Annotated in this window: 24 protein-coding genes and 1 riboswitch; of the genes, 11 read left to right on the top strand and 13 right to left on the bottom strand. The window is 67.9% G+C overall.

The window, feature by feature from the left end:
• Positions 1 to 21: 21 nt before the first annotated feature.
• The 5 genes from ACOGXE_RS05130 (at position 22) to ACOGXE_RS05110 (ending at position 4,441) form a co-directional block, all read left to right on the top strand.
• Entirely contained in the window at positions 22 to 879 is an 858-nt protein-coding gene (locus ACOGXE_RS05130) for a RecB family exonuclease (RefSeq protein ID WP_419932875.1), read from the top strand.
• 155 nt (positions 880 to 1,034) lie between these two features.
• Positions 1,035 to 1,847 carry an enoyl-CoA hydratase/isomerase family protein gene (locus ACOGXE_RS05125; protein ID WP_419932874.1) on the top strand — a complete coding sequence of 271 codons (813 nt, stop codon included), beginning with the start codon at positions 1,035 to 1,037 and terminating at the stop codon, positions 1,845 to 1,847.
• Positions 1,848 to 1,918: 71 nt separating this feature from the next.
• Positions 1,919 to 2,791, top strand: a complete 873-nt coding sequence (gene mutM / locus ACOGXE_RS05120; RefSeq protein WP_419932873.1) for a bifunctional DNA-formamidopyrimidine glycosylase/DNA-(apurinic or apyrimidinic site) lyase — start codon at positions 1,919 to 1,921, stop codon at positions 2,789 to 2,791.
• Positions 2,792 to 2,876: 85 nt separating this feature from the next.
• On the top strand, positions 2,877 to 3,485 hold the full coding sequence (locus ACOGXE_RS05115) for an NfeD family protein (RefSeq protein ID WP_419932872.1): 609 nt from the start codon (positions 2,877 to 2,879) through the stop codon (positions 3,483 to 3,485).
• Positions 3,485 to 4,441, top strand: coding sequence for an SPFH domain-containing protein (locus tag ACOGXE_RS05110; RefSeq protein WP_419932871.1), 957 nt, complete (start codon positions 3,485 to 3,487; stop codon positions 4,439 to 4,441). The genes ACOGXE_RS05115 and ACOGXE_RS05110 overlap by 1 nt, the downstream gene beginning before the upstream one ends.
• Before the next feature lie 8 nt (positions 4,442 to 4,449).
• Here the strand turns inward: ACOGXE_RS05110 and ACOGXE_RS05105 are convergent, their stop codons facing one another.
• The 4 genes from ACOGXE_RS05105 to ACOGXE_RS05090 are packed head-to-tail and all read right to left on the bottom strand — an operon-like array spanning position 4,450 to position 9,265.
• Positions 4,450 to 5,685: an ABC transporter permease gene (locus ACOGXE_RS05105; RefSeq protein WP_419932870.1), complete on the bottom strand. Its 1,236-nt coding sequence runs from the start codon at positions 5,683 to 5,685 to the stop codon at positions 4,450 to 4,452.
• Between the two features lie 24 nt (positions 5,686 to 5,709).
• Positions 5,710 to 6,411 carry an ABC transporter ATP-binding protein gene (locus tag ACOGXE_RS05100; RefSeq protein WP_419932869.1) on the bottom strand — a complete coding sequence of 234 codons (702 nt, stop codon included), beginning with the start codon at positions 6,409 to 6,411 and terminating at the stop codon, positions 5,710 to 5,712.
• Positions 6,408 to 8,495 carry a peptidoglycan-binding protein gene (locus ACOGXE_RS05095; RefSeq protein ID WP_419932868.1) on the bottom strand — a complete coding sequence of 696 codons (2,088 nt, stop codon included), beginning with the start codon at positions 8,493 to 8,495 and terminating at the stop codon, positions 6,408 to 6,410. Before ACOGXE_RS05095 ends, ACOGXE_RS05100 begins: the two co-directional genes overlap by 4 nt.
• A complete protein-coding gene (locus ACOGXE_RS05090; RefSeq protein ID WP_419932867.1) occupies positions 8,492 to 9,265 on the bottom strand; it encodes a hypothetical protein in 774 nt (257 codons plus the stop codon). The genes ACOGXE_RS05095 and ACOGXE_RS05090 overlap by 4 nt, the downstream gene beginning before the upstream one ends.
• A gap of 152 nt (positions 9,266 to 9,417) precedes the next feature.
• On the opposite strand from ACOGXE_RS05090, the gene ACOGXE_RS05085 reads away from it, so the two are divergent.
• Together ACOGXE_RS05085 and ACOGXE_RS05080 are read left to right on the top strand one after the other, a co-directional pair.
• Positions 9,418 to 10,338 carry a P1 family peptidase gene (locus ACOGXE_RS05085; protein WP_419932866.1) on the top strand — a complete coding sequence of 307 codons (921 nt, stop codon included), beginning with the start codon at positions 9,418 to 9,420 and terminating at the stop codon, positions 10,336 to 10,338.
• A 307-nt stretch (positions 10,339 to 10,645) separates the two neighbouring features.
• On the top strand, positions 10,646 to 11,848 hold the full coding sequence (locus ACOGXE_RS05080; RefSeq protein WP_419932865.1) for an acyl-CoA dehydrogenase family protein: 1,203 nt from the start codon (positions 10,646 to 10,648) through the stop codon (positions 11,846 to 11,848).
• 21 nt (positions 11,849 to 11,869) lie between these two features.
• Here ACOGXE_RS05080 and ACOGXE_RS05075 read toward each other — a convergent pair whose 3' ends face one another.
• Positions 11,870 to 12,664 (bottom strand): enoyl-CoA hydratase/isomerase family protein, encoded by a 795-nt coding sequence (locus ACOGXE_RS05075; protein WP_419932864.1) that lies wholly within the window; start codon positions 12,662 to 12,664, stop codon positions 11,870 to 11,872.
• A gap of 42 nt (positions 12,665 to 12,706) precedes the next feature.
• Positions 12,707 to 13,864: a pyridoxal phosphate-dependent aminotransferase gene (locus ACOGXE_RS05070; protein WP_419932863.1), complete on the bottom strand. Its 1,158-nt coding sequence runs from the start codon at positions 13,862 to 13,864 to the stop codon at positions 12,707 to 12,709.
• A gap of 88 nt (positions 13,865 to 13,952) precedes the next feature.
• Here ACOGXE_RS05070 and ACOGXE_RS05065 point away from each other — a divergent pair, with 88 nt between their 5' ends.
• Positions 13,953 to 15,449, top strand: a complete 1,497-nt coding sequence (locus tag ACOGXE_RS05065) for a cobyric acid synthase (protein ID WP_419932862.1) — start codon at positions 13,953 to 13,955, stop codon at positions 15,447 to 15,449.
• A gap of 69 nt (positions 15,450 to 15,518) precedes the next feature.
• Here ACOGXE_RS05065 and cobO read toward each other — a convergent pair whose 3' ends face one another.
• The 5 genes from cobO to ACOGXE_RS05040 form a co-directional block, all read right to left on the bottom strand.
• On the bottom strand, positions 15,519 to 16,115 hold the full coding sequence (gene cobO, locus ACOGXE_RS05060) for a cob(I)yrinic acid a,c-diamide adenosyltransferase (RefSeq protein ID WP_419932861.1): 597 nt from the start codon (positions 16,113 to 16,115) through the stop codon (positions 15,519 to 15,521).
• The gene (locus tag ACOGXE_RS05055) at positions 16,112 to 16,948 is read right to left on the bottom strand and encodes an ABC transporter ATP-binding protein (protein ID WP_419933478.1); all 837 of its coding nucleotides are present in this window, start codon (positions 16,946 to 16,948) and stop codon (positions 16,112 to 16,114) included. The genes cobO and ACOGXE_RS05055 overlap by 4 nt, the downstream gene beginning before the upstream one ends.
• Entirely contained in the window at positions 16,942 to 17,985 is a 1,044-nt protein-coding gene (locus ACOGXE_RS05050) for a FecCD family ABC transporter permease (RefSeq protein WP_419932860.1), read from the bottom strand. Before ACOGXE_RS05050 ends, ACOGXE_RS05055 begins: the two co-directional genes overlap by 7 nt.
• 3 nt (positions 17,986 to 17,988) lie before the next feature.
• Positions 17,989 to 19,047: an ABC transporter substrate-binding protein gene (locus ACOGXE_RS05045; RefSeq protein WP_419932859.1), complete on the bottom strand. Its 1,059-nt coding sequence runs from the start codon at positions 19,045 to 19,047 to the stop codon at positions 17,989 to 17,991.
• Positions 19,048 to 19,099: 52 nt separating this feature from the next.
• Positions 19,100 to 19,244: riboswitch (adenosylcobalamin (AdoCbl) riboswitch) on the bottom strand.
• A complete protein-coding gene (locus tag ACOGXE_RS05040) occupies positions 19,241 to 19,642 on the bottom strand; it encodes a DUF2784 domain-containing protein (protein WP_419932858.1) in 402 nt (133 codons plus the stop codon). Its footprint overlaps the riboswitch before it by 4 nt.
• A 101-nt stretch (positions 19,643 to 19,743) precedes the next feature.
• Here ACOGXE_RS05040 and pncB point away from each other — a divergent pair, with 101 nt between their 5' ends.
• Positions 19,744 to 21,054, top strand: a complete 1,311-nt coding sequence (gene pncB / locus ACOGXE_RS05035) for a nicotinate phosphoribosyltransferase (RefSeq protein WP_419932856.1) — start codon at positions 19,744 to 19,746, stop codon at positions 21,052 to 21,054.
• Here the strand turns inward: pncB and ACOGXE_RS05030 are convergent.
• Positions 21,051 to 21,713, bottom strand: coding sequence for a peroxiredoxin (locus ACOGXE_RS05030; protein WP_419932855.1), 663 nt, complete (start codon positions 21,711 to 21,713; stop codon positions 21,051 to 21,053). The genes pncB and ACOGXE_RS05030 overlap by 4 nt on opposite strands.
• Positions 21,714 to 21,810: 97 nt before the next feature.
• A complete protein-coding gene (locus tag ACOGXE_RS05025; RefSeq protein ID WP_419932853.1) occupies positions 21,811 to 22,851 on the bottom strand; it encodes an NAD(+)/NADH kinase in 1,041 nt (346 codons plus the stop codon).
• 68 nt (positions 22,852 to 22,919) lie between these two features.
• Here ACOGXE_RS05025 and thiD point away from each other — a divergent pair, with 68 nt between their 5' ends.
• A complete protein-coding gene (gene thiD, locus ACOGXE_RS05020; protein ID WP_419932852.1) occupies positions 22,920 to 23,762 on the top strand; it encodes a bifunctional hydroxymethylpyrimidine kinase/phosphomethylpyrimidine kinase in 843 nt (280 codons plus the stop codon).
• A gap of 151 nt (positions 23,763 to 23,913) precedes the next feature.
• Positions 23,914 to 25,557 (top strand): acyl-CoA mutase large subunit family protein, encoded by a 1,644-nt coding sequence (locus ACOGXE_RS05015; protein WP_419932851.1) that lies wholly within the window; start codon positions 23,914 to 23,916, stop codon positions 25,555 to 25,557.
• Positions 25,558 to 25,647 lie beyond the last annotated feature (90 nt).

Genomic DNA, 25,647 nt, shown 5'->3' with positions numbered 1-25,647 from the left:
CGGATGGGCCACGCTGTGAACGTGGAACCTCGCACCGGCAGCGTCGCTGCCGAGGATGCACCTGAGGTCGAGCTGCCGCGGAGCCTGAGTCCGTCGGGCGCGTCGACGTTCCGGCAGTGCGCGAGGCGCTGGAAGTTCCGCTACGTCGACAGGCTGCCGGACCCTCCCGGAGAGCCCGCGCTGCGCGGCACGTTCGTGCATCACGTGCTGGAGGAGCTGCTGGCGGTCGCGCCTGCACAGCGAACGCTCGAGCGCGCGCGTTCGATCTGCCGGGATCTGTGGCCGCAGCTCGCGGACAACCCCGATTTCGTCGCGCTGGAGCTGCCGGCGGCACAGGAGCGCGCCTTTCGCTGGAATGCGTGGACCGACATTGAGGGCTACTTCGAGCTGGTCGATCCCACGGCCGTCGACGTGGTGGATCGCGAGCGCGATGTCCGCACGTCGCTGGAGGGCGTGCCGTTCCGGGGCATCGTGGATCTGGTTGACCGGGTTCCCGATGGTGTGCGCGTCACCGACTACAAGACAGGCCGCCCGCCCTCGCAGCGCTTCGTGGACAGCCGCCTGTCGCAGGTCTGGCTGTACGCAGCTGCACTGGAGTCGGTCGGCGACGACGTGAGCGAGGTGCGGCTGCTGTACCTGGGCGAGACGGGCGCAGGCCGCGAAAATCGCCGGCCCACCGAGATAGCGCGCTCATTCGATGCCGGCGCTGTCTCGGCAGCGGTCGACGAACATCTCGACACGTGGCGCCACATCACCGAGGCCGCGGCCACCGGCTGCTTCGAACCCACACCGGGCCCGCTGTGCAGCTGGTGTCCCTACCGCGACAACTGCCCCGAGGGCCAGCTCGAGCACCAGCGCAGGACCGGCATCGCTGCCTGACCCCGATCGTGGAGGGCGGACTCGCCCCCTGCGCCAGGGATCCAGCAGGTCCCAATGTCGCAGGGGGCGAGTCCGCCCTCCACAATCTCGACCTGCGCCGCTACGTGCGCAGCGGCCATGCTGTAGCCCGGTCCTGCGAACTTGGGAGCATCGACATGAGCGAGTTTGTGTACGAGCAGATCACTGTCACCGACTGCGACGACGTGCGGGTGCTGACGCTGAACCGGCCGGAGAAGCTGAACGCGTGGACGCCGCGCATGCACGCCGAGCTGACGCACGCAGTGAAGGCCGGCAACGCCGACCCGTCGGTCGGCGCGTTCGTCGTGACTGGCGCGGGACGGGGCTTTTGCGCCGGCGCTGACATCGCCGAGGTCTTCGCGGCCCGCATCGACGCAGCCGACGAAGCAGGCAGCAGTGTGGGCGAGGCGGCGGCCCACGATGACTCCGCCGCGGACGACTGGGTCGAGCTCGTGCGCAGCTCCAAGCCCATGGTGGCGGCCATCAACGGCGCCTCGATCGGCGTCGGCCTCACCATGGTTCTGTCGATGGACTTCTTGGTGGCCCACGCCGAGGCGAAGCTGTCGTGCCGCTTCGTGAAGATGGGCGTCACGCCAGAACTGGCGTCGTCGCACATCCTCATCCAGCGCTGCGGCTGGGGTGCGGCGTCGGACCTCGCGCTGTCCGGTCGGATCGTTACCGGGGCCGAGGCGGGCGAGATGGGCCTGGTCGACGACGTCACCGACGGTGACGTGCTGGAGGCGGCGCTCGCGCGGGCGAGCAGCTATGCCGAGAACCCGCCCACCATGCTGCAGCTCACCAAGCAGCTGCTCTCTGCCAACGGTTCGGACACCGATCTGGGTGCCGTGCAGCGTCGTGAGCTGGAGGCGCTGAACGTCGCTCGTGCCTCGGACGATCACCGCGAGGCCGTCGCCGCATTCTTGGAGAAGCGCCCGCCGAAGTTTCGGTAGGCCCATCTGCGCTGCCCGCGTTCGCCCGCCGCGGAGTAGCACCGTGCCTCTGAGCCGCCGGCGGCGAAGCGATGCCTGAACTGCCCGAAGTGGAAGTGGTCCGGCGCCAGCTCGCCGGGCCGCTGGTCGGTCGCCTCATCACTGAAGCATGGGCTCATCCGTCACATAAGTTCGCCTCAGGCGCTGACGCTGTCGGCAGCGAGATCGAGGCGCTGCGCCGGCGCGGCAAGTACCTGATCGCCGAGCTGGACTGCGGGCGAGACCTGATCGTGCATTTCGGCATGACCGGGCGGCTGTGCTTCGCGGACGTGCCCGGGACTCGTGAAGCGCTGCCGTCACGCCCCGTCGACGGGCCGGCGGCCGAGGTCATGGCACCGAATGCGGTGAGCGCTGGCGACCCGTATGTGCGGGCGTGGTGGCGTCTCGACAACGGCGAGACGCTCTGCTTTCACGATGTGCGCCGCTTCGGCCGCATCGCCGTCTGCGACCGGGGCGACTATCGGGGTCTGCCCACGCTTGCCGCGATGGGTCCCGAGCCGCTCGAGAGGGGCTTGGACGCTGGCACGTTCTGGCAGGCGAGCCGGCGGTCCAGTCAGCGCATCAAGACCCAGCTGCTGAACCAGCGGTTGGTCGCCGGTGTCGGCAACATCTATGCCGACGAGGCGCTGTTCCTGGCACGCATCAACCCGTCGGCTCGAGCGATCTCGAAGCCGAGGGCCGAACGGCTGTTGGCAGCGCTGCGAGATGTGCTGCAAGCGAGCATCGAACGCGGCGGCAGCACGCTGCGCGACTACTACAGCCTCGAAGGCGCGGGAGACAATCAGAAGTACTTCGTCTGCTACGGCCGGGCGGGTGAGCCGTGCGTGCGGTGCGGCACCGAATTGCGCCGCCGGGTGCTGGACCAACGCTCCAGCACCTGGTGCCCCGACTGCCAGCGCCGCTGAGGGAGCGGCACGCCAGCGCCGCTGACGCGGCAGCGGGCTCGTCGGGGCGGGGCATACTTGCACCACGTCCGGCGAGGGGGTTCGGGTGGACAACGAACTGTGGCGATGGGTCTGGGTCGCGGTGGCGATGGTCATGGGCATCGGTGAGATCTTCACCGCGGGCTTTTTCCTGCTGCCGTTTGCGCTCGGTGCCGTGCTGGCTGCCGCCGCGGCGTGGCTCGACCTCCACGGTGCCGTCCAATGGCTGCTGTTCTTCGGCGGCACGGCAGTCTCCATGCTGGTGCTGCGCCGCTTCATGGGCCGCCAGGACCGCCCCGACGACCTTCCGGTCGGCGCGAACCGGTATATCGGCATGTCGGGACGCGTCGTTGAGCTCATCGATCCGGTGAACAACACGGGCCGAGTGCGCGTGGAGTCCGACGAGTGGCGGGCGGCTTGCCAGGAGGCGGGCCGCATCGAGGAGGGCTCGCTGGTGCGGGTTGTGGCACTCGCCGGTACCAAGCTGCAAGTCGAATTCGTCGAGCCGCCCCCTGACGACTATGTGCCCCATGTGGATCCGACTGCGGCAGCGCCGAGCCCAGATGCTCCTGGGTCGCAGGCTGACCACGATGCCGGTGATGGTGGCAGCGACGCCGCCGGCACAGACCAGCCGTCTGCCCCAGACGACGAGACCGCCACCCCAAGGAGCGACTGATGGACAGCATCAACCCCGGAGTCATTCTCCTGGCAATCATTGCGCTCGCGATCTTCGTGATCGCGGCGAAAGGCCTGCGCATCGTGCGCCCCTTCGAGCAGGGCCTCATCGAGTTCCTGGGCAAATACCGCATGACGGTCGATCCCGGCCTGCGCTTCGTGATCCCGTTCGTGCAGCGCATCCTGAAGGTGGACATGCGCGAGCAGGTCGTGGACGTGCCACCGCAAGAGGTCATCACCAAGGACAACGTGGCGGTCACCGTCGACGCCGTCATCTACTACGAGCCCACCGACCCGGTGAAGCTGAAGTACGCGGTGGGCAATTTCATCATCGCCGTGACGAAGCTGGCGCAGACGAACCTGCGCAACGTGATCGGCGACCTGCAGCTCGACGATGCGCTGGTGTCGCGCGAGGTCATCAATTCCAAGCTGCGCCAGATCCTCGATGACGCCACCGACAAGTGGGGCACCCGCGTGGTGCGCGTGGAGATCCAGCGGATCGAACCGCCCGCCGATGTCACGCAGGCCATGCACCGCCAGATGAAGGCCGAGCGCGACCGGCGTGCGGTCGTGACCGAGGCCGAGGGCGAGAAGACGGCGGCCATCCTGCAGGCCGAGGGCGTGAAGCAGTCGCAGATCCTGCGGGCCGAGGGCGAGGCTGAGGCCATCAAGCGGGTGGCAGATGCCGACAAGTACCAGAAGCTGACGGTGGCCGAGGGCGAAGGCCAGGCCATCGAGCGGGTGTTCTTGGCGATCCACAACGGCGATCCCACCGACGACCTCATCGCGATCAAGTACCTCGAAGCGCTGCAAGGCGTTGCGAACGGCCAGGCCACCAAGATCTTCCTGCCGCTCGACACCAGCGGCGTGCTCGGCGCCGTGGCCGCAATGGGTGAGATGTTCCGCGAGCGCAGTGACGCCGCTGCCGTTTCCGACGGCGCTGGGCCCCCCGAGTAGCCGGCGAATCAGTCCGAGCGGAGGGCTTCGGTCGGCGACACCTTGGCGGCCCGGATAGCCGGGTAGAGGCCTGCGACCGCTCCGATCACGACTGATGCGGCGAGACCGCCGGCGAGTGCGACCGTCGGGATGATCACCCGCCAGCCCTGCGTGGTCGCGTACACGTAGGTCACCGACACTCCCATCAGCACCCCGACGGCGCCGCCCAGCGAGGCGAGCGTCAGGGCTTCGGTGAGGAACTGGCGACGGATGTGTGCCCGTGTTGCTCCGATGGCCCGGCGCAGGCCGATTTCGCCCCGCCGCTCGATGACGCCGATCACCATGACGTTTGCGACGCCGATGCCGCCGACCAGCAGCGCCACGGCACCCAGACCCAGGAACAACCCGGTGAAGGAGCTCTCGGCAGCCGATCTTGCCTCCAGCAGGTCCGACGGCCGGCTGATCTCGACTTCTTCTGGATTCTCGGGATCGATCGTTCCTGCCAGCACGTCACGAGTCGCGTCGATGTGGTCTTCGTCGACACGCACATAGACGACCGTCGGCGCAAGCTCGATGTCGTAGTAGGTCTCCGCCGCGCGGTCGCCGATCAGGACGGCCCGGTCGAGGTCCGCCGCCAGCGCGAACGGTTCGAGAACTCCGAGGACTTCGACCCAGCGTCCGCCGAGGTAGAGCTCAACCGGAGTGTCGAGATCGCGAATCCCCAGGCGCTCTGCCGCTACTGCGCCGACGACGGCCACCGGATGCGCCCGCGTGGCTTCAGTAAGGAATGCACCGTGTGCGACGCTGCCGTTCAGCGTGCCCATCAGTCCCGGATCGGTCGCGAACACGCTGATCCCGCCCGTGCGATCCTCGGGCACGAGGTCGTTGCGGTAGACCCCGACGCCGACGCTGTACACGGCTGCGGTGGCCTCGACGGTCGCGACACGTCCGACGGTTGCGACGGCTGTGCCGGGCAGCGCCGCATCGCCAGCACCGAACCCTGATCCGGCCTCGACGGTCAGCAGGTTGGTGCCGAGGGCGCCGATCTGGTCCAGCAGTGCCGACTTGGACGAGTCTGACAAGCCGAGCACGCTGACCAGCGACGCGATGCCGATGGCGATGCCCAGGGCCGACAGCACAGAACGCAGCTTGCGGGCTGCGAGCGATCCGAGACCGACTCGGATGACCTCAGAGAGACGCAGGCGACTTGGCGCGATGGCACTGACGGGGGTGCCGTGAGCCGACTGCGCTGGCTCGAAGCTCACCGGGCCACCAAGTCAGCGGGCACGTCAGCGGCTTGCGTCGATGCGGATGTCACGTTCGAGCCGTCCATCGAGGATCTGCAGTTGCCGAGGCAGTGCTGCAGCAATCGCCTCGTTGTGCGTGACGATCACGATCGTGCGACCTTCGGCGTGCAGCGAGTGGAAGAGATCCATGATCGATGCCGATGAAGCAGAGTCGAGATTGCCGGTGGGCTCGTCGGCCAAGACGAAGGCCGGCTCGTGCACGAGCGCCCGCGAGATCGCGACGCGCTGTGTCTCACCGCCCGAGAGCTCATTGGGCCGGTGCCACATGCGTTCGCCGAGCCCGACGCGCTCCAGAACGGCTTGCGCGGCCGTGCGCCGTTCAGGGCGCGAGGCGCCGGTGTAGAGCAAGCCGTTGGCGACGTTGTCGATGATGGGAATTCCGGCCAGGAGGAAGAAGCGCTGGAAGACGAAGCCGACGCGACGTCCCCGGATAGCTGCAAGACGGTCGTCGGGCAGCGCTGAGGTGTCGATTCCTTCGATCAGCACTGAGCCGCTCGTCGGCTGGTCGAGCGTCCCCATGACGTGGAGCATCGTGGACTTGCCGCTGCCTGACTGCCCGACGACGGCAACCATCTCGCCGTGGCCGATCTGCACCGATACGCGGTCCAGCGCGATCACCGGCGGTGAGCCGGCGTAGTGCTTGGACACCTCGCGCAGTTCGATCGCGGGCGCTGCGGGATTCACCGCGGGACCACGACGCGCATGCCGGCCTCGAGTTCAGCGCCGATCACCTCGACATCACCGTCGACGAACAGTCCGGTCTCGACGCCCACGAGGCGCGTGGAGCCATCGGGGCTGAGCACCTCCACCGCGCTGCCTCCTTCGACGAGGGCCAGCAGGGCGGTGGCGGGCACGACCAAGGCGTCGGGGATGAGCGTCTCGGTGATCTCGACGGTGACGGTTGCGCCGATCCACACGGACGAGGCGGGCTCGGTGAGCAGGATCGTCACCTCGACGACGTTCTCACCCGTCTGGGCGTCGAGCACGGGCGATGGGTTGATCGCAGTGACAGTCCCGGCGATGTCTGAGCCGTCCGGAAGCTCCACATTGACGGTGATGCCGACCGCAACCAGGTCGCGATCGCTGAGCGGCAGATTGGCCGCGACTCGCTGGGTGGTGGCCATGACGTCACGCTCGGGTGACTCGACCACGGTGAGCGAGCCGAGCGTTCTGCCGATCTCCAGCTCCTGGCCGGGTTCGATGCCTTGTTCGTGCGAGCCGATCACCGAGGGTCCTGCGACGAAGAGCACATCGGCGGTGCCCACCACGCCGTCGATGTGCTGCCCCGTCGCTTGCTGCCACCGCCGTACCGCGGCGGCGGTGTGGTCGTCGAAGACGCCGTCGACCTCGAAGCCCTCAGCGCCGCCGAAGCCCAAGTCGGCAAGGTTCTGCTCGAGTTGGCCTACGTCGGGACCCTCGACGCCCACCGTCATGTTCCGGTAGGTCGGGGTGGCACCGTACATGAGGTACAGCGGTCGGTGGGTTTCGCCATGGGCAGCGACGTCGGCCAGCGCGCTGACCAGCGACGCTTCGGCGCTCGCCACGGAAGCTTCGAGCGCTGCAAGCTCCGCTGCGGTCGTCTCGGCGAGCAGGTCGGCAAGGTCTCGCTCGGCCGTCAGGATGTCGGCGGCGGCACCGTCGATCTCGGCCTGCGTCGGCCCGGCGCGCAGATCAGCGAGCGCTTCTGTGGCCGTGTCGAGATCGGCACGCGCCTGCGCGTAGTGGACGCTGGTCGGGTTCTCGAGCAGGTCGAGCCGTTCTCTCGCGGTGAGCAGGCGGGCCTCGGCGCCACCGATCTCGGCATCGGTCGGGCCTGCGAGCAGGTCGGCGAGTGCTTCTTCGGCGGTGAGCAGGCGGGCCTCCGCGTCGTCGATCTCGGCATCGGTCGGGCCTGCGAGCAGGTCGGCGAGGGCTTCTTCGGCGGTGAGCAGCTCAGCACGGGCCAGCTCGATGTCGACTTCGTTGTCGGAACGCTGGAGCTCGTCCCTGAGTCGCTCCCAGGCAGCCAGGCGCATGGCCTCTGCTGTGTCGATCTCGGCTTCGGATGGTCCGGCCTGCAGATCGGCCAGCGCCTGCTTGGCTGTCTGCACCGCCGCTTGCGCCGCATTGATGTCGGCGCGGGATGGTCCGTCCTGCAGGTCGGCCAGTTCGGCCTCTGCCGCTGCGATATCGGCCCGTGCAGCCGCAAGATCGGCGGCGGTGGGATTGTCCAGTGCCTCCAGTGCCTCCGATGCAGCCGCCACAGCGGCTTCAGCGCTGCTGATCTCGGCCGGACTGGGCGGTTCGCTCAACCGGTCGCGAGCCTCGATGGCCTTCGCCACTGCGGCGCGCGCGGCGGCCACGTCGGCCTCGTCGGGCAATGCGGTGGCGTCGCTCAGGTGGTCCTCAGCGACCGAGAGCGCATCGCGGGCCGAAGCCACGGCGCCGAGGACGCGTGCCGTGTCTGCATCCGACGGCGCATAGAGGACGAGGTAGATCTGCTCGCCCTGGCTCAGCACGGTCCCTTCGTCGGCAAGATGCATGAGCACGCCGCTGCTGTGCGCGGCGAGCGTGACGGTGCCCTCGTAGTCCAGCGTCCCGCTGATCTCCAAGTACTCGGTGAGGTGACGCTGGGCGATCGCGACGGTGCTGAGGTCGGCAACTCGTTGCTGGTCGTCGCCTCCACCGGTGCCGTCGCCGACGATGACCAGCGTGACGGCGATCGCTGCGACAACCGCAACGGCAGCCGCCACGGCACCGAGCAGCCCGCGCCGGTGCTTGATAGTCACTGACCGCCGCCCGGGCGCACGGGCAGCCGGTCTTGGCACACCTCGAATGCAGTGGCCACATCGGCATCGTCGAGGTCAAGCTCGCCGAATGGCCTCCCGCCTCCGCCGCCGGGGGCGAACACACTCGGATCTGGGTCGGGAATGTCAACACCTTGGTCACGCATGCACTGCGCGAACTCGAGCAGCCGATCCATGAGCTCGACCCTGAGGTCGTCGAAGTTCTGCCCGCCTGGACCGAGCGCCAAGCCCTCGATGATCTCGCTGCAAGCAGCGCGTGCTGCGGGCAGGTCTGGATCACGGCCGATGGCTTGAAGAGCCTCGCCGTTTTGCCCTCCGCGGCCTCGGCCCGGCCGCAGTCCGAAGCCGATGGTGCCGTCTGCTTCCACGATCGGGTCCGGGAAGTCGACGCCGTTGTCGCGCATGCACTGGGCGAACTCGAGCAGCCGCTCTTCATCGGTGAGCTCGTCGAGCTCGTTCTCTGATGTCGGCTCGACGACCTGGTCTTCTGGCGCCGAGCTGTCGGGCCCGGTCTCGTCGACCGCAGCGTCGCCGGCTGCGGTACTGGCCGCGGCCTCGTCGCTGTCTCGCGCCGCGCCTGCCCCGGATGCCGGCTCGTCGGCGCCCGCAGCGGTGAGGCTCTCGCTGGGTTCGGTCGTGGTCACCCCCTGCAGCGTGGCGAGGCCGCTGGAGTCGTCACCGCCGCAGCCAGCCGCAACGAGCACGATGAGTGTCGCGACAACGATTCGTGTCGTCCAAGAGTTCATGCGCATGCAGCAGATCCTCCGAGTCGGGCGAACCGCACCGTAGGGATCGAAAGTAAGAGCAGGCTAAGGACTGGCTGAGAGCTGGCTAAGGACCACGCAGGCCCTTCACATCGCCGGGATGGACCCAGATGGTGAGCCAGCGCGTAGGGTGCGCGGCCATGGCCTTGGGTTTGCCGTCGGTGTTGGTGGGCTCGTGGACCGACGAAGTCGCGGAGACGGGCGTGACCGTGGTGCTGCCGCCGGAGGGCACGCTCGGTGCCATTGCTGTGCGTGGGGGCGCGCCCGGGACACGTGAAGCGGCTGCGCTCAGCTCGACCGGCGCCGGCGTCGAGTGCCACGGCGTGGTGCTGTGCGGCAACAGTGTGTTCGGGCTCGCGGCAGCCGACGGTGTGGTGCGGTGGTGCGCCGAGCATGGCCGCGGGCTGGACATCCGCGACAGCATCGTGCCGGTGGTGGCTGCCGCCGTGGTGTACGACATCGCGGGGCCCGACAGTCCACGACCGACCGCCGAGGCCGGCTGGGCTGCCTGCGAGGCTGCCAGCGCTGACGAGCCCGCCACCGGGCGGGTCGGCGTGGGGCGGGGCTGCACGATCGGCAAGGTCGCCGGTCGGGACTTCTCCGTGCCGGGCGCACTGGGCACGGCGGTGGAGCGCTCGGGCGAGGTGGTCGTCGGCGCGCTCGTGGCGGTCAACGCCTTGGGTGACGTCATCGACGCCGATGGGACCGTGCTCACCGGCTGCACGGCGCCGCCCGGGGCTGAGCGCTACCCGTATGACCCGGTCGAGGCGATTCCCGGATTCACTGGCCGCGGCACGGCAAAGCCGGAATCGCCCGAGCGCGGCAATACGACGATCGGCTGCTTGGTCACCAACGCCCGGCTCACCAAACCAGAGGCCTGCCGTGCGGCCGACCTGGCGCACACGGGAATTGCCCGGGCCATCGAGCCCCCGCACACGAATTTCGACGGCGACGCGTTGTTCCTGCTTGCGACGGGCGAGGTGGACACCCAGCCTGACTTGGTGGCGACGCTCGGGGCTGCTGCTGTAGCGCGAGCGATCAGATCGGAATTCGCTTCCTGATCTGGTGCTGAGTGTGGCAATCTGGTTGCACCAGAGAAAGGGGGTGGTCCAAGCAATGCCGAAACGCAACAGGACTCTGGAGGTGGCCGGGCGCTGAGGCGACCCGCTTCCGAGAAGGGGACGTCTCCATCAGGTGGCGACTCCAACCCGGACCACCGAACCCCACAAGATCCGCGTGCTGGTCCTCACGCGGCCGCGGCCCCGCCTTCGGGCGGCGGCGCGAACACGATCTTCGGGTAGCAGCAGGCCCCTGCTCAGTCGAGTGGGGGCCTGTTCGCGTCTGAGGGCATACCACTAGGGTCCGCACATGGATTTCGACTGGCCGGACGATGACGATCCTCGCCGCGTCGCCGTGCGCGACTGGCTCGACGATCACGACGGCAATCCGAGCCAGGAGGCGCTGGCGCACGCCGGCTATGTGGCACCGCACTGGCCTAAGCCCTACGGCCTCGAAGCGGACCCGATCACCCAGCTGCTGATCGACGAGGAGCTGGCCTCGGCCGGTGTGAAGCGCCTGGCCGGCGGCATCGGGCTGGGCTGGGCAGGGCCGACGATCATCTACGGCGGCGATCAGGCTCAGATGGACCGCTACCTGTGGCCGATCCTTACCGGTGAGGAGGTCTGGTGCCAGCTCTTCTCCGAGCCCGACAGCGGCTCTGATCTGGCGAACCTGGCCACCCGCGCCGTGCGCGACGGCGACCGCTACATCGTGAACGGTTCGAAGATCTGGTCCTCCGGTGCGCACCGCAGCAAGTTCGGCATCCTCATTGCTCGTACCGACCCAGATGTGCCCAAGCACCGGGGTGTGTCGTACTTCATCTGCCCGATGGACACTCCCGGCCTCGAGCTGCGCCCCATCATCGACATGACCACCGCGTACTCGTTCAACCAGACGTTCTTCACCGACATGGAACTGCCGGTCGAGAATCGGATCGGCGACGAGAACGACGGGTGGCGGCTGGCCAAGGTCACGCTCGGCAACGAGCGGGTGTCGCTCTCAGGCGAGGGGGCGCTGTGGGGCAGCGGCCCCAGCGCGGCAGATTTGCTGGATGTGGTGCGATCTGCCGGCGGGCTGAGCGACCCGGTGCTGCGTGACCGTGCAGCCAAGCTGCACATCGAGGGCGAGGTGCTGCGCCTCATCCGGCTGCGAACGCTGAGCGCTCGCTTGCAGGGCCGCCAGCCAGGGCCCGAAGCCAGCGTGCGCAAGGCGCTCGCCGACGATCATGGCCAGCACGTGATGACACTGGCCAAGGATCTCTCAGGCGCCCATGGGCTGCTGGCCGACACGGGACCGCTGGGCACGTCGCCGCAGTTCCCCAAGACGCAGGCGGTGGTGGAGGGCTGGAACGGCTGGCACGGTGGCTACCTGTTCAGCCCGGCACTGACCATCGGTGGCGGCACCTCGGAGGTGCAGCGCAACATCATCGCCGAGCGGGTGCTGGGCCTGCCCCACGATGTCGACGTGGAGTCCGGCAAGACCTGGGCCGAAGCCCGCTCCGCCCTCGCCTGACCGACCGCAGCCCGCCCGGCGCTAGCGGCCGGTGAAGGTGGGAGGTCGCTTCTCGAGGAAGGCCTTGACGGCCTCCTTCGTGTCGTCGGTGGTGAAGTTGAGCGATTGAGCCATGCCCTCGCCCTCCAGCGCCGTGGCAAAGTCGGCCGAGGCGTTGAGGGTGAGCAGGCGCTTGGTCATGGCCATGGCGATGGGCGGGCCGGCGGCGAGGCGATCGGCCCATTCGTCGACGAAGGCGTCGAGCTCGCCGTGGGGCACCACCTTGTTGACGATGCCGAAGTCTTCGGCCTGCTTGGCATCGATCACGTCCGCGAAGAAGGCGAGTTCCTTTGCTCGATGCAAGCCGGTCAGCCGGGGCAGGATCCACGTGCCCCCGAAATCCACGCTGAGCCCGCGGCGGGAGAAGATCTCGCTGAAGCGGGCTTGATCGGAGGCCACGATCAAGTCGCACGCCAAGGCGAGGTTCATGCCTGCGCCAGCGGCGACACCGTTCACCTTGGCGATGACCGGCACCATGATCGAGTAGAGCGCCGACACGGTCTGGTGGATCACGTTCAGGCCCTGCAGCGCATGCCTGCGGGGGCCGTCGCCGTCATCGGCGGCCAAGTCGGCCCCGCTGCAGAAGGCATCGCCGGATCCGGTCATCACCACGCAGCGCACCGTGGGGTCGCCGCCGATCTCGTTCCACGTCTCGCGCAGCTCGGTGAACATCTGGGGGCTCGCCGCGTTGAGGCGCTTGGGCCGGTTCATGGTGATGGTGACAACGCCGTTGTCCGCGGCATCGATGACCAGTGTTTCCAGTTCTGCCGATTCCATGCGCGGCGACGCTAGTGGTGCGTTCCGCCGAGCGCCCGAGTGTCAGCCTCGTCTTCGAGTCCAGTCGGTGAGGCGCTCGACGGTCTGGGTCATGTCGTCGTTGCTCCCGGCGAACGAGAACCGGATGTAGCGATGACCCTCTGCGGGGTCGAAATCGATGCCGGGCGTTGTGGCGATGCCGAGTTCTGCGAGCCAGATTGCAGCCAGCTCGGCGCTGTCGTCGGTGAGATGATCGACGTTGGCGTAGATGTAGAACGCCCCGTCCGGCGGGGCGATGCGTTCGATCCCTGCTGCGGGCAGTCCATCGAGCAGGATCTCGCGGTTCGTTCGGTAGCGGGCGACGTTGGCCTCGAGTTCGTCGATGCTGTCGAAGGCGCCGAGTGCGGCGTGCTGGCTCACCGTGGCAGCGGCGATGGTGGCGTTCTGGGCGAGCCGCTCGACTGGGGAGACGAGATCGGGAGGCAGCAGCAGCCAGCCCAGCCGCCACCCGGTCATCGAGAAGTACTTGGAGAAGCTGTTCACCACGACGGCACTGGGGCTCGACGCGGCGGCCGTGGCCGCGACGGTGCCGTAGGAGATGCCGTGGTAGATCTCATCGGAGATCAAGCGCACGCTTGCGGTGTGGCACCAGCGAGCCAAGGTGTCCAGCTCGCTGGGCCGCAGCATCGTGCCGGTGGGATTCGCCGGGCTCGCCAGCACAAGCCCGTCGAGCTCACCGGCGTCTTCGAGCATCGCAGTGGTCAGACGGAAGCCCGTCTCAGCGGTGACCGCGATCTCGACCACCTCGATGTCCAGCGCCTCCAGCGTGTTGCGGTAGCAGGGATAGCCGGGTGCGGTCACCGCCACCCGGTCGCCGGCTTCGAAGCACGACAGGAAAGCCAGGGTGAACGCGCCGCTGGCGCCCTGGGTCACGACCAGGCAGTCAGCGTCGGCGCCGTGGCTGTACCAATCGGCGTAGTGCTGGGCCAGACGCTGGCGCAGCGGCTCGATGCCCACGGCCGAGGTGTACCCCAGCACGTCGCCGTCGATAGCGGCCTTGGCCGCTGCACGAGCGCCTTCAGGTGCCGGAGTGGAGGGCTGGCCGACCTCCATGTGCACGACATCGCCGCCAGCCGCTTCCCGCTCGGCGGCGGCCCGCATCATCTCCATGACGAAGAACGGCGCAATGTCGGCCCGAGCCGAGACCTTCAAGCCGCTCATCGTGCATCGCCGTACGGCTGCATGGCGTCAGAGGCTAAGTGCACCGCGCAGACGCGAGCCCTGAAGAGACGATTTGTACGCTGCCGCGATGGCAGAACGCCCCGCCGTTGACCCGTTGGCGCCCGGTCTGATGGTGTGCGGGACCGCTTCCAATGCAGGCAAGAGCACCATCGTCGCTGGATTGTGCCGTTTGCTGGCGAGGCGGGGCCTGCGTGTCGCACCGTTCAAGGCACAGAACATGGCGCTGAACTCGGCAGTCACCGCATCAGGTCACGAGATCGGCCGTGCCCAATTCAGCCAGGCACAGGCAGCAGGCGTCGAAGCCAGCGTGGACATGAACCCGGTGCTCATCAAGCCGACATCGGACACCGGCGCTCAGATCGTGGTGAACGGCAAGCCGTTCGCGACCATGACCGCTGCCGAGTATCACGAGCACAAGCCCGAACTGTTCGAGCTGGTGCTGGCCTCGCTGAAGCGCCTGCAGCGCGAATTCGATGCCGTCGTGCTCGAGGGCGCCGGCAGCCCGGCCGAGATCAACCTTGCCGCCAGCGACATCGTGAACCTGCGGGTCGCCGAGCGTGCAGGCCTGCCGGCGATCGTGGTTGGCGACATTGACCCGGGAGGCGTGTTCGCGGCGCTCTTCGGCACCGTCGCATTGCTGCCGCCCAGCCAGCGCGATCTCGTGCGGGGCTTCGTCATCAACAAGTTCCGCGGTGATCCGGCGCTGCTCGGCGATGGGCTGGCAGACATCGAGCGCCGCTGCGGCGTGCCCGTGCTGGGCGTTCTGCCGATGCTCGACGGCATTCAGATCGACGCTGAGGACTCGGTCGCGCTCGCCGAGCTTCCCCCGCCCAGCGCTGACGCGCACTTCGATGTTGCCGTCGTCGCATTCCCGTGCCTGTCCAATTTCACCGACTTCGATCCGCTGTTCGCCGAGCCGGACGTCGCCGTGCGGTTCGTGCGCTCGGTGCGCGAACTCGGCAGGCCCGATGTCATCGTGCTGGGCGGCTCCAAGGCCACTGCCCAGGACTTGGCGTGGATGCGGTCGCGAGGCCTCGCGCAGGCGGTGAAGGCAGCAGCATCCGATCACGGCACCGTGGTGCTGGGCATCTGCGGCGGCTACCAGATGCTGGGCCGCAGCATCGTTGACGAGGTCGAATCACGCTGCGGGCGGGTGCCCGGCTTGGGCATGCTCGATGTGGAAACCGTGTTCGAAGACAGCAAGGTGCTCGCTCAGCGTCACGGTGAGGCCTTTGGCGCTCATGTCGAGGGCTATCAGATTCACCACGGCCGGGTGCACCAATGCCCAGACGCAGAAGGCGAGCCATGGCTCTGGCTGGATGGCGGACCTGACGGCTGGCGCGCTGGGCGCGTCGTGGGCACATCGCTCCACGGCCTGTTCGAGAGCGACGCCTTCCGCCACGCGTTTCTCGCCCATGTCGCCGCGACCCGCGACTGTGGCTTTGCGCCGGCGCCCGGCTCATTCGCCGAACGCCGGGATCAGCAGTTCGACCGCGTCGCCGACGCCCTCGAAGAACATCTCGACATGCGGGCGCTCTGGCAGATCATCGGCCTGCCGGCCTGAGCGAGAACAGGCCAGTACGAACAGAGGCCAGCGCTGCGGAGGCGCCCGCCGCTTCCCTAGCCGTCGCACCTAGTAGTCGATGCCCTTCTTGGCCCGGATGCCGTCGTCGTAGGCGTGTTTGGTCTTGCGCATCTCGGTCACCGTGTCAGCGAGTTCGATCATCCACCCTGGAGCGTCGCGGCCCGTCAACACAAGAGACACCTGCTCGGGGCGGTTGCGGAATGCGGCTTCCACCTCGGCTGCGTCGATCCAGCCCCAGTTGAGCGGGTAGGTGATCTCATCGAACACGATCAGCCGGTGGTCTCCCGCTTCGATCAGCGCCTTGCCGTGGCGCCAGGCTTCGCGGGCTTCGGCTTCATCCCGGGTGAGGTCGGTGCTGTCCCAGGTGAAGCCTTCGCCCAGCGACCAGAAATCGATTCCGAGCGGCTCGGCCATCATCTGCTCGCCGGTCACCCAGTTGTCCGACTTGAGGAACTGCACCACCGCAACGGGCCAGTCGCGGGCACGTGCCCGCATCGCAGTGCCGAACGCCGCCGACGACTTCCCCTTGCCGTCGCCGGTGTTCACCACCACCAGGCTGCGCGCGGTGCGCAGGCCGTCGGGCCGGGGATCGTCGGTGGGCGGCGCGTCGGTGGGCGTTGAGCCGTCAGGCTGTGATGCATTCATGAGTGGTCTCCATTCTGTGCGGTGCCGCCTCTTGGCGGAGCCGCCTTGGTGGCGTCTGACGTTGTCGTTGCCGTGGGAACGATCACCGGACCCTCAGGGTCGTCGATCACCCGGACCTGGGCGTCGAAGTGCTCTGCGATGTTGGCGACGGTGAGCACTTCGCTGGGCGTACCACGTTGCGCGATGACACCTCCCGCCAGGATGGCCACTTGGTCGCCGTAGCGAGCGGCGAGGGTCAGATCATGCAGGGTGGCGACGACTGTCAAGCCGCGCTCTCGCCGCAGCGCGTCGACCAAGTCGAGCACATCCTGCTGATGCCCAAGGTCGAGTGCGGTGGTCGGTTCGTCGAGCAACAGGATGTCGGCTTGCTGCGCAAGTGCTCTGGCGAGCACCGTGCGCTGGCGTTCACCTCCCGACAGCGACTGCACAGTACGGCCACCGAATCCGACGAGGTCGAGGCGCTCGAGCACGTCAGCGGCGATCTCGCGGTCAGCCGACGTCTCGCCGGCGAAGATGCTGCGGTGGGGCGTGCGGCCGAGCAGCACGTAATCGGCGACGAGCATGCCCCGGGGGATGACCGGTGTCTGGGGCACATAGGCGACCTTGCGAGCCCGCTCGGCGCGTCGCAGCTTCGCGAGACCTTCGATGCTGATGTCGCCGTCGTGGGCCACGAGGCCCAGCACGGCGCGCAGCAGGGTGGTCTTGCCGGCCCCGTTCGGGCCGATGATGTTGACCCACTCGCCTTGAGCGACAGTCAGATCGACGCCGCCCAGGACGTGGGTCCCGTTGAGTCGGACGTCGAGCGACTGCAGGTCGACGGCGGCGATCACCAGATCTCCCGGCGGCTCGTGCGCAGCACGAACACGAAGAATGGCGCTCCCAGGAACGCCGTGACCACGCCGATCGGCAGCTCGGCGGGGGACAGCACCGTGCGCGCAGTCAGGTCGGCGAGCACCAAGAATGCCCCGCCGAACAGCACCGAGAGCGGCAGCAGGACGCGGTTGCTGCTGCCGAAGATCAGCCGGATCGCGTGCGGCACGATGATGCCGACGAAGCTGATCAGCCCGCTGACCGACACGGCGGCGGCCGCGCCGAGCGACGCGGCAATCAGGACGATCAACCGGATCCGTCGGGGTTCAAGGCCAAGCGCCGCCGCCTCTTCATCTCCGACGGCCAGCACGTCGAGCGCTCGCCGGTAGCGCAGAACTACGGCTGTCGTCACCACGAAGTACGGCAGCAGCAACGCCGGTTCGGCCCAGCCCGAAGTGGCGATCCGACCGAGAAGCCACGCGAGGATCTGGCGGAAGGCGTCTGCATTCGCCTGTAGGAGATACGTCTGGCATGCCGCCAGAAAGCTCGCCACGGCGATCCCGGCAAGGATCAGCGAGGCCGTCGAGCGTCCGCCGATGTGCCCCGCGAGGTAGGCAACGGTGACCGCGCCGAGCGCGCCGCCGAATGCTGCGAGCGGCACGAGGTCGAACACGCCGGCGCCGTCGCCGATGTCGTTGACGATGGCGATGGTCGCTCCCAGCCCGGCACCGGCGGCAATGCCGAGCAGGTAGGGATCGGCGAGGGGATTTCGGAATGCCGCCTGATAGGTCGCTCCGCTCATGGCGAGCGTTGCTCCGACGAGCAGTCCCAGCACAACCCGGGGCAGTCGAATGTCGGTGACGATCGCCTTGTGCGCGTCCTTGAGGCCGGACTCGACGGCGACGCCGGGCAGCAGATCGACCAGCTCCATCAGCACTCGATGAGCTGAGATCCCGACCGGGCCAATGGTCAGCCCTGCGACAACCGCGATGATGACGGCAACGAAGCCAGCAACGAGCGCTGGTGCCCGCAATCGCGAAGCCCCCAGCTCAGTGGGCATCGGTCAGCTCGCTGCGCCGATCGAGACGACGGCATCAGAGATCGCCGCGATGAACTCCACGAGCCGTGGTCCCCAGCGCGACACAATGTCGTCATTGAGCTCGACGACCCGGCCGTTCTGGACGGCGCTCAGCAGATCCCAGCCCGGTCGGGCAGCGATCGTCTCGGCGTTCTGACCGCAGCACAGGGTGTCCGCCAGGAAGATCAAGTCGGGGTCTGCGTCCACGATGTACTCGTCGCTGAGCTGCGGATAGCCGTATGAGCTTCCGTCCGAATCGGCAGGATCGGCAATGTTGTGCAGCCCGAACAGCGAGTACACCTGCCCGATGAAGGTGCTGCTGGTCACCGAATACAGACCATCGGTGAGCTCGTGGTAGTAGGTCAGCCCTGAAGCATCGGGAGCGGCGTCGATGAGAGCGGCGATCTCGCTGCTCATCTCCGAGATCACACCAGCGGCTTCGTCGGCCTGTTCGGTGACGTCGCCGAACTGCGCGATCTGCACATAGACCTCGTCGAAGGTGGCGGGAGCGTCGATGGGAAGCACGGCAATCCCCAGCGATTCGAGGTTGGCCTGAATGTCGCCATCGCTGCCCATCACGACGAGATCGGGGTCGTACGACGCAATGGCTTCGACGTTCGGTTGCCAGCCGCTCAGGTCGGTGACCGGGGCCTCGGGCGGGTAGTACGAGAACTCATCGACAGCGACCACACGGTCGCCGGCACCGATCGCGAACAGGATCTCGGTTCCAGTGGGGGAGATGGAAACGATCCGCTGGTAGCGATGCTCGGGCTCTGCGGGCGTCGGCTCAGTGTCCTCGGTCTCTTCGGCGTCCGCAGCCGCTTCTTCAGGTTCGTCCGCTGGCGCAGCGGCTTCGGTCGTGGTCGTCGGAGCCTGTGTCGCTGCTGGCGCTTCGGTGCTGGCAGCGGCGTCCGTGGCCGGCGCAGCTGCCGGGCTGCTAGTGGTGTCGTCACTGCCGCAGGCTGATGCCAGCAGGAGCAGTGCTGCCAGTGCCCACAGCAGGCGCAACGGCAGTGCGGTTCGTCTGGTCGGGGTGCGGTTCATGGTGTTCTCCCTTCTGCTCGAGTTCAGGGCCGAGCAGCGGGAGCACCCACCGCACGAGCCGCTCCTTACCTCGAGGAATCGGTTCGCGTGATGGCGGCCGGGAGGCGACCGGACTCGTCCCCCGGAGGGGCATCACCGTTGCGGGACAGTGCCGGGATCTCACCGGCTTCGCTCACGACAACCGGGCGTGAGTCTAGGAGCTGCCCCGTCGCCGTGTTGCCTGGCGGGCTGCGGCAAACGAGCCGGCCCTGCGCATGCGCCAGTAGCTGACGGTGATCGGCACCGTCAAGGTGACCAGGATCACGAAGTTGACCCGTCCGGTGATGCCCGGCGGGTACACCGGTTCCACGAGGTAGTTCGAGATGAAGCCGGTCTCATAGGGCTCCCGCCCGGCTTGGCGCAGGAACCACTTCTCCCACACCGTCAGGGGACAGTCCGAGCCGGTGATGTTCACCACGGCGGCGGCGCCGATGGCGCCGAGGTGCCACTTCATGAGCTTCGGCCAGCGCTTCGCCATGAAGCCGCCGACCAGCAGGAACGCGATGTAGCTCAGGTGCGAAGCAGCCACAAGATGCGCCAGCCCGACAGCGACCATCGCCGCGACGCTACTGGCGAACAGTCCCTGGTTCGGGCCTGCGCGGACGCTGCGAAGCGGCTGCGGAGCGCAGCCAGAACGCGAACAGGCAAACTTTCGGCATGGGCACGGCGATGATGACCGACCTGTACGAGCTGACCATGCTCGACGCGGCACTGCAGTCGGGGGTCGCGTCGCGTCGATCCTGCTTTGAGGTGTTCGCCCGGCGGCTGCCGCCCGGCCGGGGTTACGGCGTGGTAGCGGGCCCGGGTCGCCTCGCGAAGCTCCTCGCCGACTACCGCTTCGAGGCCGACCATCTGGACTACCTCGCTGGCCAGGGGCGGTTCAGCGACGGCCTGCTGGAACACCTGGCGACGTTCCGCTTCGACGGCGATGCCTGGAGCTACCGCGAGGGCGATTTCTACGTGCCCGGCAGCCCGGTGCTGCGGGTCGATGCCTCGGTCGGCACCGCCCTGCTCGTGGAGACGCTGGTGCTTTCGGTGCTCAACCACGATTGCGCCGTGGCGTCTGCAGCCGCTCGCATGCACGATGTCGCCGAGGGCCGCCACCTCATCGAGATGGGCGGTCGCCGCACCCACGAACTTGCCGCCGTCGCCGCGGCACGCGCCGCTTGGCTGGTGGGCTTCGATGCGACGTCCAACCTGTTGGCCGGCGAGCAATACGGCATTCCGACAGCCGGCACTGCGGCGCACGCTTTCACGCTGGCCCACCACGACGAGGAAGCTGCATTCGAGGCACAAATGCGTGCCCATGGCCTCGAGACCACCTTGCTGATCGACACCTTCGACTTGAGAACTGGGCTCGAACGGGGTCTCGCTGCGGCGAAGCGTCTTGGCGGGGTGCCAGGTGCGGTCCGCATCGACTCGGGAGATCTCACCGTCGAGGTGCCCCGGGTCAGGCAGTGGCTGGATGACGCAGGCGCCGAATCGACCCGCATCGTCGTGTCAGGCGATCTCGACGAGTACCGCATCGCCGACCTGGCCGATCTGCCGGTCGACGGCTACGGCGTGGGCACCCAGCTCGTGGTGGGCTCGGGCCATGCGACTGCCGGCATGGTGTACAAGGCGGTTGCCATCGCTCGGCATTCCGGCACGTTCGAGCCGGTGGTTCCCGTCTACAAGGAATCAGAGGGCAAGGCCACGCGTGGCGGCGTGGTGCGGCCCTACCGGGTGGTGCGCGATGGCGAGGCCAACTCGGAGACACTCGTTGAGCAGGATCGCCCCGGACCCACCAACAGCCGACCGTTGCATGTTCCGCTGCTGCGTTCCGGCGAAGCCGCCTATCCCTACACGCTCGCGCAGGATCGTGTCTTCCATCAGCGGGTCAGAGCCGAATTGCCGGCATCCATGCGGAGCTTGGACGGTGTACCCGCCTTCGAGGCCGAGGTCGTCGCCGAGTCAGGCGGGAACTAGGAGCCCGGCTGCGGCACCAGCCTCAGGTACGGCAGGGGGGCCTCCCAGCCGTCGGGGTACTTCTCGGCGGCGGCCTCGTTGGAGACCGCAGGCACGATGATGACGTTCTCGCCCTGCTGCCAGTTGGCCGGGGTGGCGACCTGCTCGGCCGCCGTGAGCTGTACAGAGTCGAGCAGGCGCAGAATCTCGGCGAAATTGCGACCGGTCGTCATCGGGTAGGTGAGCGACGCCTTGATCTTCTTGTCGGGGCCGATGATGAACACCGTGCGGGCCGTGGCGTTGTCGGCCGCGGTGCGGCCCTGCGAGGTGTCGCCCGCATCGGCGGGCAGCATGTCGTAGAGCTTCACCACGTTCAGCTCGGGATCGCCGATGAGCGGGTAGTTGGCCTCGTGACCGGTGGCAGAGGCGATGTCGGCCTTCCAGGCCACGTGGTCGCTCACGCCGTCCACGCTGATGCCGATGATCTTGCAGTTGCGAGCGGCGAAGTCACCTGCCAAAGCGGCAACAGCGCCCAGCTCGGTGGTGCAGACCGGGGTGAAGTCCTTCGGATGGGAGAAAAGCAGCGCCCAGCCGTCGCCGATCCAGTCGTGGAAGCTGATCTCGCCTTCGGTGGTGTCGGCGGTGAAATCGGGGGCGGTGTCGTTGAGGCGGAGTGCCATGTGTGTCCTCCGGGGAGAAGCTGTGCCAGCGCTGGCACGGATCGTCGGGGCGAGCCTAGCGCCCTTTGATGATAAATCCGACCGGATTAGTCAGGAATTAGGCGAACACGCCGGCCGCAGCACCCAGCTCCAGCGCCCGATCCACGTCGACGACGCGAGGCCCGTCCCGCTGCACGACTGCCGTGGCGGTCTCGGTTTCGCCGATCGTGCGCTCCCGGTCGCCATCGAACGACAGCACCGTCGGCCCGCCCAGCTCCACGGGGGCGCCCAGATCGATGCTGCAGTGACTGAGCACCGGCACCGTCCGGTACAGCCCGGGCGCCAACGCGACTTGCATCGGCTGACCACCCGGCCCGCACTCCACGAGCACGCCGGCGTCCTCGTCGAACGGGCACGGCCGCAGCAGGCCAGCCAGCGAGCTAAGTCCGATGCTGGCGGGATGGGCGCGCGACACCAGCACCTGGCGCATCCGGTCGCCGTCGGCGGGCATGCGGTTGCCGACGAAGTCGTCAGCCAACGTGACGGCGTCGATGAGCGCTATGTCGGTGCTGCCGTCGAGGGTGACGTGGATCATCTTCGAGCGGGGCGCACACACCGCCGGATCGACGACGCCGCTGGCCACCAGCCCTGCTGCGGCACCTGCAACGGTGGGCTCGGTCAGGCTGGGGAAGACGTTGTTGGTGCCGGTGGACATCGGTATCAGCGTGGCTTCGGGCCAAACCCCGGCGATCGTGCGGTTGGTCCCATCCCCGCCCAGCGTGACCAGCACGCTGATCTCGCGGGCCCGCATGGCCTCGACTGCACGGATGGTGTCGGACGGCGAAACGGTTGCCCCCACGTCAATGATCTCGACCTCGGCGTCGATGCGCAGGTCGGCTAGGGCTCCCGTGGCGATGCCGAATGGCTCTGCCATTGCCACGATCCGGGTGGCACCTGCCGTCACGGCGCCGATCACCGCCCTGGCGATGCGGTTGCGCTTGTCCTCGGTGGTGGACACGGCGCCCCGTGCCGCAACCCGCCGAACGTCGCGCCCCGAGACGGGGTTGGCGATGATGCCGACGGTGCCGCCGAGGGCATTGCGGTCGCTGCGGGTGTCACCAAGTCTCGAGTGCTCAAGTCCCGGCGCGGATCCTGCCATCGCCCGCCGACGCTAACCAAGCGGTCTGGTGACTGCCGCGCGGCGTTTCGAACTGTTGTACTTGGGACGTGACCGGTGGAACCAGCAGCGAGCATCTCGATGCGCCCGGACAGCACGCGTGGGCGCCCACGGCGCTGACCATCGCAGGCGCCGATTCCTCGGGAGCCGCGGGCCTTGCTGCGGACCTGCGAGCGTTTGCGGCGGCCGGCGTCCACGGGACCTTCGCGCTGACGCTCGTCTCGGCGCAGAACACCGTCGAGTTCCGCGAGGCGCAGCCCGTGGATGCCGAGTTGGTGACAGCGCAGATTCACGCCGTGCTCGACGATATGCCCGTTGCGGCTTCCAAGACTGGACTGCTGCTCACCGCAGAGACCGTCGCAGCCGTTGCATCGGTGGCTGCCCGCCGCCTGCCCCAATTGGTCGTGGATCCGGTGCTGGTCAACGGGGCCGGCGAGCCCATGCTCAGCGCGGAAGCTGAGCGAGCCGTTGCGACGCGTCTGCTGCCGGGCGCCCGCGTGGTGACGCCCAACCATCTCGAGGCAGGCCGACTGGTGGGCAGAGACCTCGGCGACGAGGTCGAGGCATGGATCGAGGCGGCGCGCGAGCTCGCTGCCACCGGTCCCGACGCCGTTGTCGTCACCGGCGGCCGGCTTCGGACGGGCACCACCATCACCGACGTCGTGGTCCGGGGCGGCGCCGTCCGGTTGCTGTCGGCGCCGCGCATCGAGACCCGCAACGTCCGAGGATCTGGCGACGTCTTCTCGGCCGCCATCTGCGCCGAGCTGGCGAAGGGCACGGAGATTGATGCTGCGATCGACGCTGCCCGCGAGTTGACGACGCGCGCCATTTCGGCGGGGGCGACTCGCCGTCTCGGCAGTGGGCAAGGACCCGTCGACCCGCTCACCGGATAGAGGCTCATCGCGCAGCCCGGCGATTTGCAACGCATGGTGACGGCAGCCGCGGCCTGCGGCCCGGTGCGTGCCTACACTGCGAGCGCGAATGCGACACGGGTGCCGAGATCGGATCAGCACCGACGAGGCTCCCCAGGACAGGAGACGCCTGGTGACACGCGAGCGCTGGCAAGCGGAGTTCGACGCCAACCCGGTGCGCGACGCCGATTTCGAGACGATGAGCGGTCTCGAGCTCGATCCGCTGTACGCGCCCGACGACGCAGAGCCCGGCTCCGATGTCAGCTGGCCCGGCCAGTTCCCCTACACGCGTGGCGTGCACGCCAGCGGCTACCGCGGGCGCCTGTGGACGATGCGGATGTTCGCCGGCTTCGGGACGCCGGAGGACACCAACAAGCGCTTCCACGAGATCCTTGAGGCTGGCGGCGGCGGCCTGTCGACGGCATTCGACATGCCCACGCTCATGGGCCTCGATTCCGACGACGTCATGTCACTGGGCGAGGTGGGCCGCTGCGGTGTCGCCGTCGACTCGATCGAGGACATGGCGACGCTGTACGACGGCATCGACCTCGAAGCGACCACGACATCCATGACCATCAACGCGCCTGCGGCGACCATCTGGGCCATGTTTGTCGCCAACGCCGAAGAGCACGGCGCACACCGCAGCAACCTCGGCGGCACCCTGCAGAACGACATCCTCAAGGAGTACCAAGCCCAGAAGGAATGGGTGTACCCGCCGCGTCCGTCGATGCGCTTGGTCGCCGACACCATCGAGTTCGCCACCCAGGAAATGCCCCGGTGGAACTCGGTGTCGATCAGCGGTTACCACATTCGCGAAGCCGGCTCGACGGCTGCACAGGAGCTGGCCTTCACGCTGGCGAACGGGTTCGCCTACGTCGAAGCCGCGGCCCAGCGGGGACTGTCCACCGACGAATTCGCACCGCGCCTGAGCTTCTTCTTCAATGCCCACATCGATTTCTTCGAGGAAATCGCCAAGTACCGGGCGGCACGGCGCATCTGGGCGCGATGGATGCGCGACCGGTACGGCGCACAGAGCGAGCGGTCGATGATGCTGCGCTTCCACACGCAGACCGCCGGGGTATCGCTCACCGCGCAGCAGCCCGAGATCAATATCGCCCGCACCGCCATCGAAGCGCTCGCCGGCGTGCTGGGGGGCACCCAGAGCTTGCACACCAACTCCATGGACGAGGCTTTGGCGCTGCCGACCGACAAGGCAGCCCGGATCGCCCTGCGGACGCAGCAGATCATCGCTCACGAGACCGGGGCGGCCAACGTCATCGATCCGCTCGGAGGCAGCTGGTTCATCGAGGAGCTGACCGACAAGCTCGAAGCCGAGGCAACCGAGATGTTCGCCCACATCGACGCAGCCGGTGACGGCTCGATGCTCGAGGGGGCTTTCCGGCTGATCGACGACGGCTGGTACCAGTCCGGCATCGCCGATGCGGCGTATGAGTTCGAGAAGAAGGTGAACGCGGGCCGCCGGGTTGTGGTGGGCGCCAGCGCCTTCACCGAGGGCAGCGAAGACGACGACATCGACCTGCTGAAGATCACCAACGACGATGAGCAGCGCCAGATCAAGCGACTGCAGCAGGTCCGCGCCGATCGCAGTCAGGCTGCCGTTGACGAGGCACTGCTGTCGCTTCGCCGGGCGGCCGAGACCGACGCCAACCTCATGCCGCACCTCATCGACACCGTCCGGACCCGGGCGACCGTGGGCGAGGTGACCAACGCCTTGGCCGACGTGTTCGGCCGCTACCAGGAGCGACCTTTCATCTGAGCGAGGGTTCGCCTAGGTTCGGCAGAACAAGGGCTAATGTCCCGTCAGCCCCACCTGGAGGTCGCTGAATTGATTGGACCGCCCGCGTCG

Source organism: Candidatus Poriferisodalis sp. (genome assembly GCF_965208555.1).
Taxonomy (GTDB): domain Bacteria; phylum Actinomycetota; class Acidimicrobiia; order Acidimicrobiales; family Poriferisodalaceae; genus Poriferisodalis.
The sequence above is the reverse complement of the archived record's forward strand: the minus strand, read 5'-3'. Positions and strand labels throughout refer to the sequence as shown.